General features: G+C 62.6%; 17 protein-coding genes. 14 read left to right on the forward strand and 3 right to left on the reverse strand.

Annotated features, from left to right (window positions below; genetic code table 11):
* Positions 1 to 43: 43 nt before the first annotated feature.
* The 14 genes from pedF (at position 44) to QMK50_RS26840 (ending at position 14,120) form a co-directional block, all read left to right on the forward strand.
* A complete protein-coding gene (pedF, locus tag QMK50_RS26770; RefSeq protein ID WP_095168864.1) occupies positions 44 to 505 on the forward strand; it encodes a cytochrome c-550 PedF in 462 nt (153 codons plus the stop codon).
* A gap of 4 nt (positions 506 to 509) precedes the next feature.
* Positions 510 to 1,385, forward strand: a complete 876-nt coding sequence (locus tag QMK50_RS26775) for a substrate-binding periplasmic protein (RefSeq protein WP_159995749.1) — start codon at positions 510 to 512, stop codon at positions 1,383 to 1,385.
* A gap of 8 nt (positions 1,386 to 1,393) precedes the next feature.
* Positions 1,394 to 2,155: a quinoprotein dehydrogenase-associated SoxYZ-like carrier gene (locus tag QMK50_RS26780; RefSeq protein ID WP_320334454.1), complete on the forward strand. Its 762-nt coding sequence runs from the start codon at positions 1,394 to 1,396 to the stop codon at positions 2,153 to 2,155.
* Between the two features lie 16 nt (positions 2,156 to 2,171).
* Positions 2,172 to 3,113: a quinoprotein relay system zinc metallohydrolase 1 gene (locus QMK50_RS26785; RefSeq protein ID WP_320334455.1), complete on the forward strand. Its 942-nt coding sequence runs from the start codon at positions 2,172 to 2,174 to the stop codon at positions 3,111 to 3,113.
* A 196-nt stretch (positions 3,114 to 3,309) separates the two neighbouring features.
* Positions 3,310 to 5,085 carry a PQQ-dependent methanol/ethanol family dehydrogenase gene (locus QMK50_RS26790; RefSeq protein ID WP_159995753.1) on the forward strand — a complete coding sequence of 592 codons (1,776 nt, stop codon included), beginning with the start codon at positions 3,310 to 3,312 and terminating at the stop codon, positions 5,083 to 5,085.
* A 272-nt stretch (positions 5,086 to 5,357) separates the two neighbouring features.
* A complete protein-coding gene (locus QMK50_RS26800; protein WP_320334456.1) occupies positions 5,358 to 6,878 on the forward strand; it encodes an aldehyde dehydrogenase family protein in 1,521 nt (506 codons plus the stop codon).
* Between the two features lie 271 nt (positions 6,879 to 7,149).
* The gene (gene pqqA / locus QMK50_RS26805; protein ID WP_003253598.1) at positions 7,150 to 7,221 is read left to right on the forward strand and encodes a pyrroloquinoline quinone precursor peptide PqqA; all 72 of its coding nucleotides are present in this window, start codon (positions 7,150 to 7,152) and stop codon (positions 7,219 to 7,221) included.
* 55 nt (positions 7,222 to 7,276) lie between these two features.
* Complete coding sequence (gene pqqB / locus QMK50_RS26810) at positions 7,277 to 8,191, forward strand: pyrroloquinoline quinone biosynthesis protein PqqB (RefSeq protein ID WP_159995755.1); 915 nt, start codon at positions 7,277 to 7,279, stop codon at positions 8,189 to 8,191.
* Between the two features lie 92 nt (positions 8,192 to 8,283).
* The gene (pqqC, locus tag QMK50_RS26815) at positions 8,284 to 9,036 is read left to right on the forward strand and encodes a pyrroloquinoline-quinone synthase PqqC (RefSeq protein WP_095168857.1); all 753 of its coding nucleotides are present in this window, start codon (positions 8,284 to 8,286) and stop codon (positions 9,034 to 9,036) included.
* Positions 9,033 to 9,305, forward strand: coding sequence for a pyrroloquinoline quinone biosynthesis peptide chaperone PqqD (gene pqqD, locus QMK50_RS26820; protein ID WP_095168856.1), 273 nt, complete (start codon positions 9,033 to 9,035; stop codon positions 9,303 to 9,305). Before pqqC ends, pqqD begins: the two co-directional genes overlap by 4 nt.
* A complete protein-coding gene (pqqE, locus tag QMK50_RS26825; RefSeq protein ID WP_320334457.1) occupies positions 9,283 to 10,425 on the forward strand; it encodes a pyrroloquinoline quinone biosynthesis protein PqqE in 1,143 nt (380 codons plus the stop codon). Before pqqD ends, pqqE begins: the two co-directional genes overlap by 23 nt.
* Positions 10,426 to 10,534: 109 nt before the next feature.
* Complete coding sequence (ercA, locus tag QMK50_RS26830; protein WP_095168854.1) at positions 10,535 to 11,698, forward strand: alcohol dehydrogenase-like regulatory protein ErcA; 1,164 nt, start codon at positions 10,535 to 10,537, stop codon at positions 11,696 to 11,698.
* On the forward strand, positions 11,682 to 13,409 hold the full coding sequence (locus QMK50_RS26835) for a NahK/ErcS family hybrid sensor histidine kinase/response regulator (protein WP_095168853.1): 1,728 nt from the start codon (positions 11,682 to 11,684) through the stop codon (positions 13,407 to 13,409). Before ercA ends, QMK50_RS26835 begins: the two co-directional genes overlap by 17 nt.
* Before the next feature lie 90 nt (positions 13,410 to 13,499).
* On the forward strand, positions 13,500 to 14,120 hold the full coding sequence (locus tag QMK50_RS26840; protein ID WP_159995763.1) for a TetR/AcrR family transcriptional regulator: 621 nt from the start codon (positions 13,500 to 13,502) through the stop codon (positions 14,118 to 14,120).
* Positions 14,121 to 14,172: 52 nt separating this feature from the next.
* On the opposite strand, the gene QMK50_RS26845 is transcribed toward QMK50_RS26840, so the two are convergent.
* The 3 genes from QMK50_RS26845 to QMK50_RS26855 form a co-directional block, all read right to left on the reverse strand.
* On the reverse strand, positions 14,173 to 15,222 hold the full coding sequence (locus QMK50_RS26845; RefSeq protein WP_320334458.1) for an RHS repeat-associated core domain-containing protein: 1,050 nt from the start codon (positions 15,220 to 15,222) through the stop codon (positions 14,173 to 14,175).
* 110 nt (positions 15,223 to 15,332) lie between these two features.
* Positions 15,333 to 16,607 (reverse strand): NAD-dependent dihydropyrimidine dehydrogenase subunit PreA, encoded by a 1,275-nt coding sequence (preA, locus tag QMK50_RS26850; protein WP_095168849.1) that lies wholly within the window; start codon positions 16,605 to 16,607, stop codon positions 15,333 to 15,335.
* Positions 16,607 to 17,974: an NAD(P)-dependent oxidoreductase gene (locus tag QMK50_RS26855; RefSeq protein ID WP_320334459.1), complete on the reverse strand. Its 1,368-nt coding sequence runs from the start codon at positions 17,972 to 17,974 to the stop codon at positions 16,607 to 16,609. The genes preA and QMK50_RS26855 overlap by 1 nt, the downstream gene beginning before the upstream one ends.
* Between the last annotated feature and the right edge of the window lie 6 nt (positions 17,975 to 17,980).

Below are 17,980 nucleotides of genomic sequence, written 5' to 3' on the forward strand. Positions count from 1 at the left end.
GCCTCTGCCAAGAGGTTTTGCGTGCAATCCTGAGGGCATAACAATGACAACAAAACGCAACGCCTTGCTCGTTGCCGGACTGCTGGCCGGCTTTATCAGTGCAGGTTCGGCCTGGGCCCACGGCAACGTGGTGCCACAAGCCGTCGAGACCCAGGGCCTGACCCCGATCAAGGATGCCGGCGTGACGCTGGATGGCGATGGCTGGGCTGCAGTGAACCCATACCGCACTTCGCCGGAACACGACAAGGCCGTGGCCATCGGTTCATCGGCCTACAACCAGAACTGCGCCGCCTGCCATGGCCTGGAAGCCAAGTCCGGGGGGATTGCCCCCGACCTGCGCATGCTCGACGCCGGCGATGCCGGGGACGAATGGTTCGTCGAGCGCGTGCGCCACGGTGCCGTGCGTGACGGTCGGGTGTACATGCCGAAGATGGCCGACTACCTGAGCCAGGAAGCCCTGTGGGCGGTACGCACCTACCTCGATAGCGTGCACGTCGAGGAGTGAGCCCATGCGCCTGCTCGCGGTGTTGATCAGTGCGCTGCTGCTGTGCTGCCCAGCGGCGCAGGCCCAGGTCCGGACGTATGACGAGATGATCGCCGCCGGGGAGTTGAAGGTGGCGGTGTACAAGGACTTTGCCCCCTACAGCTTCGAGGAAGCCGGGCAGCCCCGTGGGGTCGATGTGGAGCTGGCCCAGGCATTGGCCAAGGCTTTGGGCGTGCGGCTGCAACTGATCTGGGCGCCGGCCGGGGAAAAGCTCGATGACGATCTGCGCGATTACATCTGGCGTGCCAGTGCGTTGCACAACCAGCAACTGGCCGACCTGATGATGCGCGTGCCCTACGACCGCGACTTCGCGCAGAAACGCAACGAGCTGGGCGAGCTGGAAAACGGCCATGTGGTGATGTTCGGGCCGTACCAGAGCGAACAGTGGCAGGTGGCTTTTGACCGCCGGCGGCTGGACAAGGTGGCCAGTGTGGCGGTGTTCGAATACCAGCCGATCGGGGTCGAGGTCGACAGCGTGCCCTCGTTCTACCTGACCTCGGTGTTCAACGGCATGCTGGCGAAAAACACCCGGCACTATCCCGGTGTGCCGCAGGCCTTTGCCGCCATGCAGGCTGGAGAAGTTGATGCGGTCATGGCCATGCGCGGCGAGATCGACTGGCAATTGCACCAAGCCGCCGACCCGCAGTTGGCGCTGGCAGAGAACGCCTACCCGAACATGGGCAAGCAACGCTGGGAAATCGGCATGGCGGTGCACGAGAGCAACCGTCAACTGGCCTACGCCGTCGAAGAGGCGCTGGAAGGTTTGATCCGCGAGGGTGCGGTGCAAGCCCTGTATAGCCATTACGGCCTGCGCTACGACGTGCCCGAGATGTATCAATAGGAGCTGCGATGAACTGGCGAGCGAGTTGTCTGTTGGCCTGCTGGCTGCCGTTGTTGGCGGTGGCCGCGCCGGTCGACCCAGGGAAGGATCCGGTGCCGTCGGTGATGTGGGCCTTCTATCACAAGCAGATGCTCGGCGATGCGCCGTTCGTGTTCGATGAGCGGGTCAAGCTGCTGGCGCCACCGTTTGCCGAGGATGCGCGCCAGGTGCCACTGGAAATCGACGCCCGGGCATTCAAGGGCGAGGTGGTGAGAATCCTCGCCTGGGCCGAGTTGAATCCGTTGCCGAAGATCGTCGACTTCGAACCGCTCGGCGGGGTGCTGCCGTGGCTGGCGATCCGTATCCGTATCGAGCAGGCCACGCCCCTGCGCGCGGCGGTGCAGACCCGGGACGGCCTGTGGCACGTTGGCTCGACCCTGATCGACGCCGCGGGTGGCGGCTGCACGGCGCCGAGTGTGGTGCGCAGCCAGCCAGGTTGGGAAGAACACATTGGCGAAGTGCTCGGTGGCCGTTATCCGCGGGACAGCTTCAGCCGCTTGCGCCTGCAGGTGGCCCATCCGATGGACAACGGCATGGTTGGCGGAGTCCCGGAGTTCTTCCTCAACCACGCTGAACTGCGTGACCAGGACGACCAGCTCATGGCCCGCCTGGAGCTGTTCCCTGCGGTCAGTGAAAACCCCAGCCTGGCCTTCGATATCGAAGGGGCAGGGCAGACGCGCCTGCTGCTGCGTGACAACAGCGGCAACCAATTTTCCGCAACCCTGCCCTGAGCCCAAGGAGTACCTGATGCGCTGGATGCTGTTGTTGTGCCTGTCGCTGAGCCTGCCGGCCCTGGCGGATCTAGACTATGTGCTCAGCCCGCGACAGATCGCCGAAGACACCTGGCTGCTGGAGGGCAGCACCGACAATTTTGCCAAGGCCAACGGCGGCAATATCGTCAACACCGCGTTCATCGTCACCCGCCAAGGAGTAGTGGTGATCGACAGCGGGCCCTCCAAACGCTACGGCGAGGCCCTGCGCAAGGCGATCGCAACGGTCACTGACAAGCCGGTGATCCAGCTGCTGTTGACCCATCACCATCCTGACCACGTGCTGGGCAACCAGGCGTTCAGTGATGTGCCCATTGGCGCCTTGCCCGGGACCACCGAGCTCCTGCAACAGCAGGGTGACGCCATGGCCGAGAACATGTACCGGATGGTCGGCGACTGGATGCGCGGCACCGAAGTGGTGCTGCCAACCCAGACCCTGGCGCCGGGGCTGAAAAGTTTTGGGAATCACGATTTGCAACTGCTGAGCCTGGGTGGGCATACCGGCGCAGATCTGGCTATTCTCGACCAGCGAACCGGCGTGCTGTTTGCCGGTGACCTGGTGTTTTATCAGCGAGCCCTGACCACGCCCAACAGCCCGGGGTTGTCGGTGTGGCTGGCCGACATTGCCACGCTGCAGGGTTTGCCCTGGACGCAAGTGGTGCCCGGTCACGGCCCGGTGGCCAGCGATGCGCGTCCGTTCGAGCAGATGCGCGACTACCTGGCCTGGCTCGACCAACTGCTGCGTGACGGTGCCGCCAACGGCAGCGACATGGGCGAGATGATCCGCAGCCCGATCCCCGAGCGCTTCGCCGCCATCAACCTGAGCCGCTATGAATTGATCCGCAGCGTCAGTCATTTGTATCCGCGCTATGAGCGCGAGCAGATGCAGCGGATTGACGCCGCCTCAAACGCCCCGTAACCCTGCACGACCCCACCCAACGCATCACCGCACCGCGCTACGGGACCGCGTGGTACGGGAGTCGGGCTCGACCCCCTACCAAGGAACTAACAATCTCCACACTGCGGGCAATTGTTGCCAGGGTCGTGGCGCTGAAGAATCTGCTCCAGACCGGGAAAATTTCCCGGGTATAACAAAAACCGCAGAGGTAGCCGCCATGACCCAACCCGCACGTCGCCAACCCTTCGTCCTGTGTGCACTGCTCAGCGCCATGCTGCTGTCCGGCACGGCCCTGGCCGCCGTCAGCGACCAGGACATTCTCCAGGACCCGAAAAACCCGGAGCAGATCGTCACCAACGGTCTGGGCGTCCAGGGTCAGCGCTACAGCCCGCTGGACACCCTCAACGTGAATAACGTCAAGGACCTGCGCCCCGTCTGGGCATTCTCCTTCGGTGGCGAAAAACAGCGTGGCCAGCAAGCGCAGCCGATGATCAAGGACGGCGTGATGTACATGACCGGCTCCTACTCGCGGGTGTTTGCGGTGGACGCGCGCACCGGCAAGAAGCTCTGGCAATACGATGCGCGCCTGCCCGATGACATCCGTCCCTGCTGCGACGTGATCAACCGCGGCGTGGCGCTGTACGGCGACCTGGTGTTCTTCGGCACCCTCGACGCCAAGCTGGTGGCCTTGAACAAGGACACCGGCAAAGTGGTCTGGAGCAAAAAAGTCGCCGACCACAAGGAAGGCTACTCCATCAGCGCTGCGCCCCTGGTGATCAACGGCAAGCTGATCACCGGGGTCGCCGGTGGCGAGTTCGGCGTGGTGGGCAAGATCGAAGCCTACGACCCGAAAAACGGCGAACTGCTGTGGAGCCGGCCAACGGTCGAAGGTCACATGGGCTACGTCTACAAGGACGGCAAGGCGGTCGAGAACGGCATTTCCGGTGGCGAAGCGGGCAAGACCTGGCCGGGCGATCTGTGGAAGACCGGTGGCGCCGCACCGTGGCTTGGCGGCTACTACGACCCGGAAACCAACCTGCTGCTGTTCGGCACCGGCAACCCGGCTCCGTGGAACTCGCACCTGCGTCCTGGCGACAACCTCTACTCCTCGTCGCGCCTGGCCCTCAACCCGGACGACGGCACCATCAAGTGGCACTTCCAGAGCACGCCCCACGATGGTTGGGACTATGACGGGGTGAACGAACTGGTGTCGTTCAACTACAACGAAGGCGGCAAAGAGATCAAGGCTGCTGCCACCGCCGACCGCAACGGCTTCTTCTACGTGCTGGACCGCACCAACGGCAAGTTCATCCGTGGCTTCCCGTTTGTCGACAAGATCACCTGGGCCACCGGCCTGGATAAAAATGGCCGGCCAATCTACAACGAAGCCAGCCGACCGGGTGCTCCGGGCAGCGAGGCCAAGGGCAGCTCGGTGTTTGTCGCGCCGGCGTTCCTGGGGGCCAAGAACTGGATGCCGATGGCCTACAACAAGGACACCGGGCTGTTCTATGTGCCCTCCAACGAGTGGGGCATGGACATCTGGAACGAAGGCATCGCCTACAAAAAAGGCGCGGCATTCCTCGGGGCCGGCTTCACCATCAAGCCGCTGAACGAAGACTACATCGGCGTGCTGCGGGCAATTGATCCGAAAACCGGCAAGGAAGTCTGGCGCCACAAGAACTTCGCGCCACTGTGGGGTGGGGTGCTCACCACCAAGGGCAACCTGGTGTTCACCGGTACGCCGGAAGGCTTCCTGCAGGCGTTCAACGCCAAGACCGGGGAAAAAGTCTGGGAGTTCCAGACCGGCTCCGGGGTCCTGGGCTCACCCGTGACCTGGGAAATGGACGGCGAACAATACGTCTCGGTGCTCTCGGGCTGGGGCGGCGCCGTACCGCTGTGGGGCGGCGAAGTGGCCAAGCGGGTCAAGGACTTCAACCAGGGCGGCATGCTCTGGACCTTCAAGTTGCCGAAGGAGCTGGTGGCCAAGCACTGATCCCGACTCCACCGCATAACCCCTGTAGGAGCGAGCGCCCGCTTGCGGCCTGCTCGCGATGGTCGTCAACGATAACGCTGGAAACCTGATACCCCGTGGCGTTCTCGGGTTCATCGCGAGCAAGCTCGCTCCTACAGTGATCTGTGCAAAATCTACGACCAAATAACGAGAGCCCCCCCTGCCAACGGCGCATACGTCTGGCACGCGGGGCTCTCTACTATCGGTGCATCGCCTGTTTGCCCGACAGGCATTGACCAAGACAGAGGCCCAGCATGATCTACGCACAACCCGGTACCCCAGGCGCTGTTGTTTCCTTCAAGCCGCGCTATGGCAATTTCATCGGCGGCGAATTTGTTGCGCCGATCAATGGCCAGTATTTCACCAACACCTCGCCGGTCACCGGCGAGGTGATCGCCGAGTTCCCGCGCTCCAGCGCCGCCGACATCGACCGCGCCCTGGATGCCGCCCATGCAGCGGCAGATGCCTGGGGCAAGACCTCGGCCCAGGATCGCTCCCTGGTGCTGCTGAAAATTGCTGACCGCATCGAGCAGAACCTGGAAATCCTCGCGGTCACCGAAACCTGGGACAACGGCAAGGCCGTGCGCGAGACGCTCAACGCCGACGTGCCGCTGGCCGCCGACCACTTCCGCTACTTCGCCGGTTGCATCCGCGCCCAGGAAGGCGGTGCCGCAGAAATCAACGAACTGACCACCGCCTACCACTTCCACGAACCCCTGGGCGTGGTCGGGCAGATCATCCCCTGGAACTTCCCGTTGCTGATGGCCGCCTGGAAACTCGCCCCGGCGCTGGCGGCCGGCAACTGCATCGTGCTCAAGCCAGCCGAGCAGACGCCGCTGTCGATCATGGTCTTCGCCGAACTGATCGCCGACCTGCTGCCCGCCGGCGTGCTGAACATCGTCCAGGGTTTTGGTCGCGAAGCCGGTGAAGCCCTGGCCACCAGCAAGCGCATCGCCAAGATTGCCTTCACCGGCTCGACCCCGGTGGGCGCGCACATCATGCATTGCGCCGCCGAGAACATTATTCCGAGCACGGTGGAGCTGGGTGGCAAGTCGCCGAACATCTTCTTCGAAGACATCATGAATGCCGAGCCTGCGTTCATCGAGAAGGCCGCTGAAGGCCTGGTGCTGGCGTTCTTCAATCAGGGCGAAGTCTGCACCTGCCCGTCCCGGGCGCTGGTGCAGGAGTCGATCTACGAGCCGTTCATGGCCGAGGTGATGAAGAAGATCGTCAAGATCAAGCGCGGCAACCCGCTGGATACCGAAACCATGGTCGGCGCCCAGGCTTCCGAGCAGCAATACGACAAGATCCTCTCGTACCTGCAGATTGCCCAGGAGGAGGGCGCCGAGCTGCTTGCTGGCGGTGCGGCCGAGCGTCTGGAGGGCGACCTGTCCAGCGGCTATTACATCCAGCCGACCCTGCTTAAGGGTCACAACAAGATGCGCGTGTTCCAGGAGGAAATCTTCGGCCCGGTAGTCGGTGTCACCACCTTCAAGGACGAAGCCGAGGCCCTGGCGATTGCCAACGACAGTGAGTTCGGTCTCGGTGCCGGCCTGTGGACCCGCGACATCAACCGCGCCTACCGCATGGGCCGGGCGATCAAGGCTGGCCGCGTGTGGACCAACTGCTACCACCTGTACCCGGCCCATGCCGCGTTCGGTGGCTACAAGAAGTCCGGGGTCGGCCGGGAAAACCACAAGATGATGCTTGACCACTACCAGCAGACCAAGAACCTGCTGGTGAGCTACGACATCAATCCGCTGGGGTTCTTCTGATTCCTTAAACACGACACAAAACCTGTGGGAGCGGGCTTGCCCGCGATGGGGCCAGCACATTCAACATCAATGTTGAACTGTACGACCGCTATCGCGGGCAAGCCGCAAGCGGGCGCCCGCTCCCACAGGTCTGAAGGTGTTACTGAAAAATTGCGCAACACCCCCTACCAAATCACCCCGCCAACTCCTTCGAAAGTAGCATTCGGTCACCTCAAGCCCCGTGCATTAATGCCTGTACCGGAATCGCCCGGCACAAGAAGAGGAATGACCCATGTGGACTAAACCCGCGTTTACCGATCTGCGCATTGGCTTCGAAGTGACGATGTATTTCGCCAACCGTTGATTGTCCACCCGGCCAGCCATAGCGTTGGCCGGGCCTGCCTTCTGGAGCAATGCCCATGCACATCCGTGTCCTCGGTTCCGCCGCCGGTGGCGGTTTTCCGCAGTGGAACTGCAATTGCCGCCAGTGCGCTGGCGTGCGCGCGGGCAGCCTGCGTGCGCAACGGCGTACGCAGTCCTCGATTGCCCTGAGTGACAACGCTGTGGACTGGGTGCTGTGCAACGCTTCGCCAGACATTCGCGCGCAGCTGGAAAGTTTCCCCGCGCTGCAACCAGCGCGCCGGCTGCGGGATACGGCGATTAACGGAATCATCCTGATGGACAGCCAGATCGACCACTGCACCGGCCTGTTGAGCCTGCGCGAAGGCTGTCCGCACACCGTGTGGTGCACCGAACGGGTCCATCAGGACCTGAGCAGCGGGTTTCCCTTGTTTGACATGCTGGCCCACTGGAACGGCGGCCTGCAGTGGTCGCCCATCGGCCTGGACCGCGCGCCGTTCAGCATCGCTGCGTGCGCACACCTTGAGTTCCGGGCCATCCCGTTGGTCAGCAACGCACCACCGTATTCGCCGAATCGTGGCAACCCGCAGCCGGGTGACACCATCGGTCTGTTCATCGAGGACCGGCGCAGCGGTGCGTCGTTGTTCTATGCCCCGGGCCTGGGCCAGGTCGACGACGAATTGCTGGGCTGGATGCAGCGCGCCGATTGCCTGTTGCTCGATGGCACGCTGTGGCGCGACGACGAGATGCGCCTGTGCGAAGTCGGCCAGAGCCTGGGCCGCGAGATGGGGCACCTGGCGCAAAGCGGCCCGGGGGGCATGCTTGAGGTGCTGGAGGGCTTTCCACGCCAGCGCAAGGTGTTGATCCACATCAACAACACCAACCCGATCCTCGACCCGGACTCGGCCGAGCGGGCGGAGCTTGAGCGGCGCGGGATCGAAGTGGCCTATGACGGCATGCACATCGACCTGTAGGGCCTTTCGCCAGCAGGCTGCCTCGGACCCTTGTGGGAGCGGGCTTGCCCGCGATGCCCGTCAGACCTCACCGAACCGCCAGGAGAAGCACAATGATTGACCAGCCAATGACCCCCAGCGAATTCGAAGCCGCCCTACGTGCCAAGGGCGCCTATTACCACATCCATCACCCGTTCCACCAAACCATGTACGCCGGGCGTGCCACTCGCCAGCAGATCCAGGGCTGGGTCGCCAATCGGTTCTACTACCAGTTGAACATCCCGCTGAAGGACGCAGCGATCCTGGCCAATTGTCCAGACCGCGAGGTGCGGCGCCAGTGGCTGCAACGCTTGCTCGATCACGACGGCGCGCCGGGCAGCGAAGGTGGGATCGAGGCCTGGTTGCGCCTCGGCGAAGCCGTCGGGCTGACCCGCGAACAAGTGCTGTCCCAGGAGTTGGTGCTGCCGGGGGTGCGGTTTGCCGTGGATGCCTACGTCAATTTCGCCCGGCGCGCCTGCTGGCAGGAGGCAGCGAGCAGTTCGCTGACCGAGCTGTTCGCCCCGCAGATCCACCAGTCGCGCCTGGACGCCTGGCCCCAGCATTACCCCTGGATCGACCCGGCCGGCTACCAGTATTTCCGCACGCGCCTGGGGCAGGCCCGTCGCGACGTCGAGCATGGGCTGCAGATTACCTTGGCGCATTACGTCACCGCCGCCGGCCAGCAACGCATGCTCGACATCCTGCAATTCAAGCTCGATGTGCTGTGGAGCATGCTCGATGCCATGAGCCTGGCCTACGAACTGGAGCGCCCGCCGTACCACACGGTGACCAGCGCCAATGTCTGGCACCGGGGGATCGCCTTGTGAACCTGATCAAACACGAACAGGCACCCGTGCTGCGCCGTGGTTTTCGCCTGCAATGGGAACCGCGCCAGGACTGTCACGTGCTGCTGTACCCCGAGGGCATGATCAAGCTCAATACCAGCGCCGGGCAGATCCTCAGCCTGGTGGACGGCCAACGCAGTGTGGCGGCGATCATTACTCAATTGAGCGCCAGTTTCCCCGGGGTGCCGGGGATCGACGAGGATGTCCTGGCGTTCCTGGAGGTAGCCCATGCGCAATTCTGGATTGAGTGAAACGCCACCCGGTCCACCGCTGTGGTTGCTGGCGGAGCTGACCTATCGCTGCCCGTTGCAATGCCCCTATTGCTCCAACCCGCTGGATTTTGCCCGGCACGGCGAGGAACTGAGTACCGCCGAGTGGATTCGGGTATTCCGCGAGGCCCGCGACATGGGCGCCGCGCAACTGGGCTTTTCCGGTGGCGAACCGCTGGTGCGCCAGGACCTCGCCGAGCTGATCAAGGCCGCTCGGGACATGGGCTATTACACCAACCTGATCACCTCGGGCATTGGCCTGACCGAACAGAAAGTGCGGGATTTCAAAGTGGCCGGGCTGGACCATATCCAGATCAGCTTCCAGGCGGCCGACGAAGCGGTGAACAACATGCTCGCCGGCTCGCGCAAGGCCTTCGCGCAAAAACTGGCGATGGCCCGGGCAGTCAAGGCCCAGGGTTACCCGATGGTGCTGAATTTTGTCACGCACCGGCACAACATCGACCGCATCGAGCAGATCATCGAGCTGTGCCTGGAGCTGGAGGCCGACTTTGTCGAGCTGGCCACCTGTCAGTTCTACGGCTGGGCCGAACTCAACCGGGTGGGCCTGCTGCCGACCCGCGACCAGTTGCAGCGCGCCGAGGCGATCACCCAGGAGTACCGCAAGCGGCTTGAGGCGCAAGGCCATCCGTGCAAACTGATTTTCGTCACCCCGGACTACTACGAGGAGCGTCCCAAGACCTGCATGAACGGCTGGGCGAACCTGTTTCTCGATATCACCCCCGACGGCACCGCGCTGCCGTGTCACAGCGCCCGGCAGTTGCCCGTGGCGTTCCCCAATGTGCGCGAGCACAGCATCGAGCACATCTGGAATGACTCGTTCGGCTTCAACCGCTTTCGCGGTGATGCCTGGATGAAGGAGCCGTGCCGCTCTTGCGATGAAAAGCACAAGGACCTGGGCGGCTGTCGTTGCCAGGCGTTCATGCTCACCGGCGACGCCGCCAACGCTGATCCGGTGTGCAGCAAGTCGGCGCACCACGGGGTGATCCTCAAGGCCCGGAAAGAAGCCGAGGCACCCGGGCCGGGCATGGAGGCGCTGACGCTACGCAATGAAAAGGCTTCACGGTTGATTTATCGCGGATAGATAGTCAGATCTGGTTCGCTCTGGGGGTACCCAATGGTCTGATTGCATTCACCACCGGATCGGTTAGTGTGGCTGTTACCTTTCAAAACAATAAAAAACAGGCTTTCCAATGAGCCAGAGTCTCAGCCAACTGCGTAAGTTCGTTTCCCCTGAAATCATCTTCGGTGCCGGTTGCCGGCACAACGTCGGCAACTATGCGAAGACCTTCGGTGCCCGCAAGGTACTGGTGGTCAGCGACCCGGGGGTGATTGCCGCCGGCTGGGTGGCCGATGTCGAGGCCAGCCTGCAGGCCCAGGGCATCGATTATTTCCTCTATAGCGACGTGTCGCCCAATCCGCGGGTCGAAGAAGTCATGCTCGGCGCCGAGCTGTACCGGGAAAATCACTGCGACGTGATTGTCGCGGTCGGTGGCGGCAGCCCGATGGACTGCGGCAAAGGCATTGGCATTGTGGTCGCCCACGGCCGCAGCATTCTCGAGTTCGAAGGCGTGGACACCATTCGTGTCCCCAGCCCGCCGCTGATCCTGATCCCGACCACTGCCGGCACCTCGGCGGACGTGTCGCAGTTCGTAATCATTTCCAACCAGCAGGAGCGCATGAAGTTTTCCATCGTCAGCAAGGCGGTGGTGCCTGACGTGTCGCTGATCGACCCGGAAACCACCCTGAGCATGGACCCGTTCCTGTCGGCCTGTACTGGCATTGACGCGTTGGTGCATGCCATCGAAGCCTTCGTGTCCACCGGGCACGGGCCGCTGACCGACCCCCACGCCCTGGAAGCGATGCGGCTGATCAACGGCAACCTGGTGCAGATGATCGCCAACCCGGCGGATATCGCCCTGCGGGAAAAAATCATGCTCGGCAGCATGCAGGCCGGGCTGGCGTTCTCCAATGCGATCCTCGGCGCGGTGCATGCCATGTCCCACAGCCTCGGCGGCTTTCTCGACCTGCCGCACGGGCTGTGCAACGCGGTGCTGGTGGAGCACGTGGTGGCGTTCAACTACAGCTCGGCGCCGGAGCGCTTCAAGGTGATCGCCGAGACCTTTGGCATCGACTGCCGTGGCCTCAATCACCGGCAGATCTGCGGGCGCCTGGTGGAGCACCTGATCGCGCTCAAGCACGCCATCGGTTTCCACGAAACCCTGGGCCTGCATGGGGTCAGTACGGCGGACATCCCGTTTCTCTCGCAACACGCGATGGATGACCCGTGCATCCTCACCAATCCGCGCGAGTCCAGTCAGCGGGATGTCGAGGTCGTCTATGGCGAAGCCCTCTGAGCAGCAGCAACAGGCGCTGGCCGGGCTGCTGGGGCTGGGCAACCACTCGGCCCGCAAGAGTCATTACCCGGAACTGGCGGCGCGCCTGCAAGAGCTGGAAGCCGAGCGCAATCGCTACAAGTGGCTGTTCGAAAACGCCGTGCACGGTGTGTTCCAGGCCAGCTTGCTGGAAGGCATGCGTGCGGCCAACCCGGCGTTGGCGCGGATGCTCGGCTACACAGACCCGCAGGATGTCCTGTTCTCCCTGACGGACCTGGCCGACACGCTGTTTGTCGGCGGTGCCCGCGAGCTGGAGCAGATCCGCGAGATCCTGCAGCGCGAGCGCAGCCTGCTGGGCTACGAAACCCAGCTGCGGCGCAAGGACGGCAGCGCACTGGACGTGCTGATGAACCTGTTGCTCAAGCCCGATCAGGAGGGCTTGGTGGAAGGGTTTGTCGCCGACATTACCGAACGCAAACTGGCCCAGGAGCGCCTGCAACAGCTCAATGACCAACTGGAGCAACGGGTCACCGCACGCACCGACGAATTGCTCGAGGCCAACCGCAACCTGCAACAGCAGATCGCCGAGCGCGAGCAGATCGAGCAAGCCCTGCGTGATGCCCGGGACGCCGCCCAGGCCGCCAACCACAGCAAGGACAAGTACCTGGCCGCGGCCAGTCACGACCTGCTGCAACCGCTAAACGCCGCGCGGCTGCTGGTTTCGACCCTGCGCGAGCGGCATCTGCCCGAGGTCGAGCAGGTGTTGGTGGAGCGCACTCACCAGGCCCTGGAAGGGGCCGAGGATTTGCTCACTGACTTGCTGGATATCTCGCGCCTGGATCAGGCAGCGGTAAAACCCGACGTCGCCCTGTATCGGCTCGACGAATTGCTCGGCCCGCTGGTCTCGGAGTTCCAGTCGGTGGCTGAAGCCGCCGGGCTGAATTTGCGGGTGCGCATGGGTGACTTCGGGATCCGTACCGACCTGCGACTGATGACCCGCATTCTGCGCAACTTCCTCAGCAACGCCTGCCGCTACACCGAGCAGGGCAGCATCCTGCTGGCCGCTCGCCGGCGGGGCGCACTGTTGCGCCTGGAGGTCTGGGATACCGGGCGTGGGATTGCGGCAGATCGCCTGGAATCGATCTTCCTCGAATTCAATCAACTGGATGTCGGCCGCGCGGCCGACCGCAAGGGCGTCGGCCTTGGGCTGGCGATCGTCGAGCGGATCGCCAAGATCCTCGATTACCGGGTCCAGGTGCATTCCTTGCCAGGACGCGGTTCGATGTTCAGCATCGATGTGCCGATTTCCGACGATATCCCTCTGCCCATCAGCCTCGCGGTGCCCCAGGCGGGCACCGGCAATCCGCTGCCGGGCCGACGGTTGCTGGTGCTGGACAACGAAGTGAGCATCCTGCAGAGCATGAGCGCGTTGCTCGGGCAGTGGGGCTGCGAAGTGGTCACGGCCACCGATGAAAGCTCGGCCCTGAGCAACTTGATGGGCCAGGCTCCGGAGTTGATTCTGGCGGACTATCACCTGGACCACGGGGTAGTGGGCTGTGAGGTGGTGCGGCATTTGCGCGAGCATTTCCAGCAGGTGATCCCGGCAGTGATCATCACCGCCGACCGCACTGACCAATGCCGGCAATCCTTGCAGAAACTCGATGCGCCGCTGCTGAACAAACCGGTGAAGCCCGGCAAGTTGCGCGCGGTGTTGAGCCAGTTGCTGGGTTGAGCGGTAATCATTGGCGGCCCTCAGCGTACACGTTTCGTTTCGTGTGTCGCCAATGCTAGTCTTGGACAATGCCGCTGACAGGGAGCCCCCATGGGCAATCACAAGATCGAGATCCGTCGCAGCAACGTCGAGAAAATCCTCCTGGCCGCGGAAAAAGTCTTCGCCGAAAAAGGCTTTGGCAGCACCGCGATGGCGGACATCGCCAGGGAAGTGCAACTGCCACGCTCCAACCTGCATTACTACTTCAGCACCAAGACCGAACTCTACAGCGCGGTGCTCTTCGACTTGCTGGAAGTGTGGAAGCAGGACGCGCTGTGCTTCGAGATGTTCGACGATCCGCGGGTGGTCCTGAGCAGCTACATTCGCGCCAAGATGAACCATTCGCGCAGCCGACCCTATGGCTCGAAAGTCTGGGCCAATGAAATCATCCACGGCGCACCGACCCTGGGCCAGGCGCTGGACGCCAGCCTGTACGACTGGGCCAAGATGAAAGAAGCCAAAATCCGCCAGTGGGTCGACGACCAACGCATCCTCCCGGTCGAGCCTTCCAGCCTGCTGTACATGATCTGGGCCTCGACCCAGCACTACGCTGACTTCGATCACCAGGTGAACATTCTCAACGAGCACCAGCCGCTGTCGGACATGCAGTTCGAGCGGGCGGTGCAGACGGTGACGAGTGTGATCTTGCGGGGGATTGGGTTGGAGCCTTGAGTGGTACGTTGTGGTTGTAGCGTGTCATAACCTTCGACGTGCGGATGGGTTATTACCTGATGTTGTTCCGGGTTTCAAAGTTAATAACGCTGGTTTGTTTTATTCTGGACTCTAGGTCTTCTAGTTGGCGCGTTGTCGCCTGATAGCTTAGGTTGCTTTTTCCTCTTGGAAAGTTTTGTCGTTTTATGTTTAGTTCATTCCATCTGGATTGCTGGTAATTGTCGGGGGTGGTTGTGAAGTCTGGTGTGCGATTTTTTATGTGGTTGTCGTATTTATATACGTAATCTTTTAGTTTTGATTTAAAATTCTTGCTGCCGCCTCCAGTGTAGTGTGTGGTTGTCCACTTTTCGGTTGCGGCAGGAAGCGGATGAGGAACGTTAATGCGCTGGCCGATCACGCTGGAATTGCTAGGTCCTGGTTGTTGGGTTAAAAGTCCGGATGGTGTTGTGATCTGCTGTGGAACGCTGGGGCTGGATGTTGTGGTAGTGGTTTTTTTTACCTTGTACATTGGGTTGCGTACTATTACCGAATCACGCTTTGCGTTCATGCGAGCAATTAATATACTGAGCCGCGCATTGCCGGTTGGATCGTAATAGTTGATAGGGTCGCCGGCACAATAAACATACGCATTAAGTCCCCCTTCTTCGAAAGGGCTTAATTCATCCGGGCTATTGAACCGCATCAATACCGGATTAAAGGCGCGCTTGCCTTTTCCCAGTAAATAGTGCCCGGTGATTCGATCCGGGCACCCGCCATTGAACCCCAGCAAACCACTCAATCCACTCTCGACCGGCGCGTGTCCGTAGCCGGTGTAACTAAGGTGTTGCAAGAGGGCGCCGGTCAGGGTCAGCAGCGGCGAGTGGGCTTGATCGGTTACCAATAGCGTTGTTTCGCTGACACCGGCCATACTTTGTTGCTGCGCTAACGGCTGAGCTGCATGGCGAATGATCGATCGTTGCCCTTGGCCGTCCAGCTCGGTCGCCAGGTAGTTCTCCTGATAGAAGCGCCGTGTGCTCGCGCGCTCCAGAAGCCCCACGCCCATGAGACGGTCCAGTGGATCGTATTGATACCGGGACAGTATCTTCAATGATGAAGGTGCCATGGGCAGGGGGCTCTGTGGCTGGTTGGGTTTGTCTGAGGCTCCGATGTTTCTGCAGTGTTGTCTAGCTAGCAGATCTGCTAGGTCGCGGGGGCGATAACCCCCCGCTGATCTCACCCGGCAACGTGATAGGGGTTCCTCGGATCGTGGTTCCAGTCGAGGAAGGGTTTGCCGTTATCGACCGCCACCATCTCGATGCAGTCCTGCACCGGGCAGGTGATCTGGCACAGGTTGCAGCCCACGCATTCGTCGTCGATCACCTGGTACTTGTGGCTGCCGTCGGCCTGCTTGAGGCTGGCCACGGCCTGGTGCGAGGTGTCTTCGCAGGCGATGTGGCAGCGTCCGCAACCGATGCAGGCTTGCTGGTCGATCCGGGCGATCACTTGGTAGTTGATGTCCAGGTACTTCCAGTCGGTGGTGTTGCCCACCGCGCGCCCGGCGAAGTCCTGCACGCTGGCGTAACCTTGGCTGTCCATCCAGCGCGACAGGCCGTCCTTCATGTCCTCGACGATCCGAAAACCATGCAGCATCGCTGCGGTGCACACTTGCACTGCGCCGCTGCCCAGGGCCAGGAATTCGGCGGCGTCGCGCCAACTGCCGATGCCACCGATACCGCAGATCGGTAGGCCCTGGGTCTGCGGGTCGCGGGCGATTTCGGCGACCATGTTCAAGGCAATCGGCTTGACTGCCGAACCGCAGTAACCGCCGTGGGTACTCTGGGTGCCAACCATGGGCAGGGCGACCATGCGGTCGAGGTCGACGCTGGTGATTGAGTTGATGGTATTGATCAGCGACACCGCATCGGCCCCGCCACGATGGGCCGCACGAGCGGCGACGCGGATGTCGGTGATGTTCGGCGTGAGCTTGACGATCACCGGCAACGAGCAATAGGTCTTGCACCAGCGGGTGACTTGCTCGACGTATTCCGGCACCTGGCCCACTGCCGCGCCCATGCCGCGCTCCGGCATGCCGTGGGGGCAGCCGAAGTTCAGCTCGATGCCGTCGGCGCCGGTGGCTTCCACCAGCGGCAGGATGTGTTTCCACGACTCTTCGACGCAGGGCACCATCAGCGAGACGATCAGGGCGCGATCCGGCCAGTCTTTCTTGACCTGGGTGATTTCCCGCAGGTTGATCTCCAGCGAGCGGTCGGTGATCAGTTCGATGTTGTTGATGCCCATGACTTCACGGTTGGCACCAAAGTGCGCGGAATAGCGGGACGAGACGTTGACCGCCGCCGGGTCCTCGCCCAGGGTTTTCCAGACCACGCCGCCCCAGCCGGCCTCGAAGGCCCGGACCACGTTGTAGGCCTTGTCGGTGGGCGGTGCGGAGGCCAACCAGAACGGGTTGGGGGCCTTGATGCCGGCGAAGACAATCGAGAGATCGGCCATTACGCAGCCTCCACGTTGAGCATGAGTTGGGCATGCATGGCGTGCGCGGCGAGCTTGCCGTGCTGCACCGCTTGCACGGTCAGGTCCTGGTCGAGGCTGGTGCAATCGCCGCCGGCATAGACCCCGGGAATGCTGGTGCGCATCTGCTCGTCCACCTGGATTCGCCCGCCCTGGCGCTGCAGTTGGCCGGCCAGCGGATCGCTCAGGGCGTGCTCGTCGAAGCTTTGGCCGATGGCCTTGAAGATCGCATCGGCGGCCAGTTCGAAGGTCTCGCCGGTGTTGACCAACCGCCCCTCATCCAGGCGGGTGCGGGCGAAGCGCATGCCGCGCACCTGGCCTTTGGCGTCGAGCAAGACTTCCTCGGGTTGGGCCCAGGTCATCAGCCGCACCTGATTGGCCTTGGCGATGTCTTGCTCGTGGTCGGTCGCGCCCATCTCCTCCAGGCCCCGGCGGTACACCAGGTTGACGTCACGGGCCCCCAGGCGAGCCATTTGCACGGCCATGTCGATGGCTGTGTTGCCAGCGCCGAGGACGATGCAATGCTCGGCCAGGGGCAGTTGGCTGAGGTCATCGCTCTGGCGCAGTTCGCGGATGTAGTCGGTGGCGGCCAGCAGGCCCGGCGCGTCTTCGTGGGGCAGGCCCAGTTGTTTGCTGGCGGCCAGGCCGAGCCCGAGGAACACTGCGTCGAACTGTTGGTGCAGGTCGCTGAGGCTCAGGTTGTCGCCGAGCTTGTGCCCGTGGCGGATTTCGATGCCACCGATTTGCAGGAGGAAATCCAGTTCGTGCTGGGCGAAGTCATCCACCAGCTTGTACTTGGCGATCCCGTATTCGTTGAGTCCACCGGCTTTTTCCCGGGCTTCGAAGATCACCACTTCATGGCCGTGCATGGCACTGCGGTGCGCGCAGGACAACCCGGCGGGGCCGGCGCCGACCACGGCAATGCGCTTGCCGGTGGCGGCGGCGCGCTGGAACGGATGCTCGCGAAAGTGCGCGTTGTCGATGGCATAGCGTTGCAGTAGGCCGATCAACACCGGCGCGCATTCCTCGGCGTTGTTGCGCACGCAGGCGTGCTGGCAGAGGATTTCCGTCGGACAGACCCGGGCACAGCTGCCGCCGAGAATGTTCGCCGAGAGGATTTTCTGCGCGGCGCCCTGGACGTTGTCCTGGTGGATGTTACGGATGAAGGAGGGAATGTCGATCTCGCTGGGGCAGGCGTTGACGCAGGGCGCGTCGTAGCAATACAGGCAGCGCGAGGCTTCGACTTCGGCCTGGCGCGCAGTGAGGGGCGGGGCCAGGTCGCTGAAGTGGCCGGCGAGGGTGGCGCCATCCTCAAGGGGATGGGGCAAGTGGTTCAGGGAATTGATCACGGTCTA

The sequence above is a fragment of the Pseudomonas sp. P5_152 genome, assembly GCF_033989915.1.
GTDB lineage: Bacteria > Pseudomonadota > Gammaproteobacteria > Pseudomonadales > Pseudomonadaceae > Aquipseudomonas.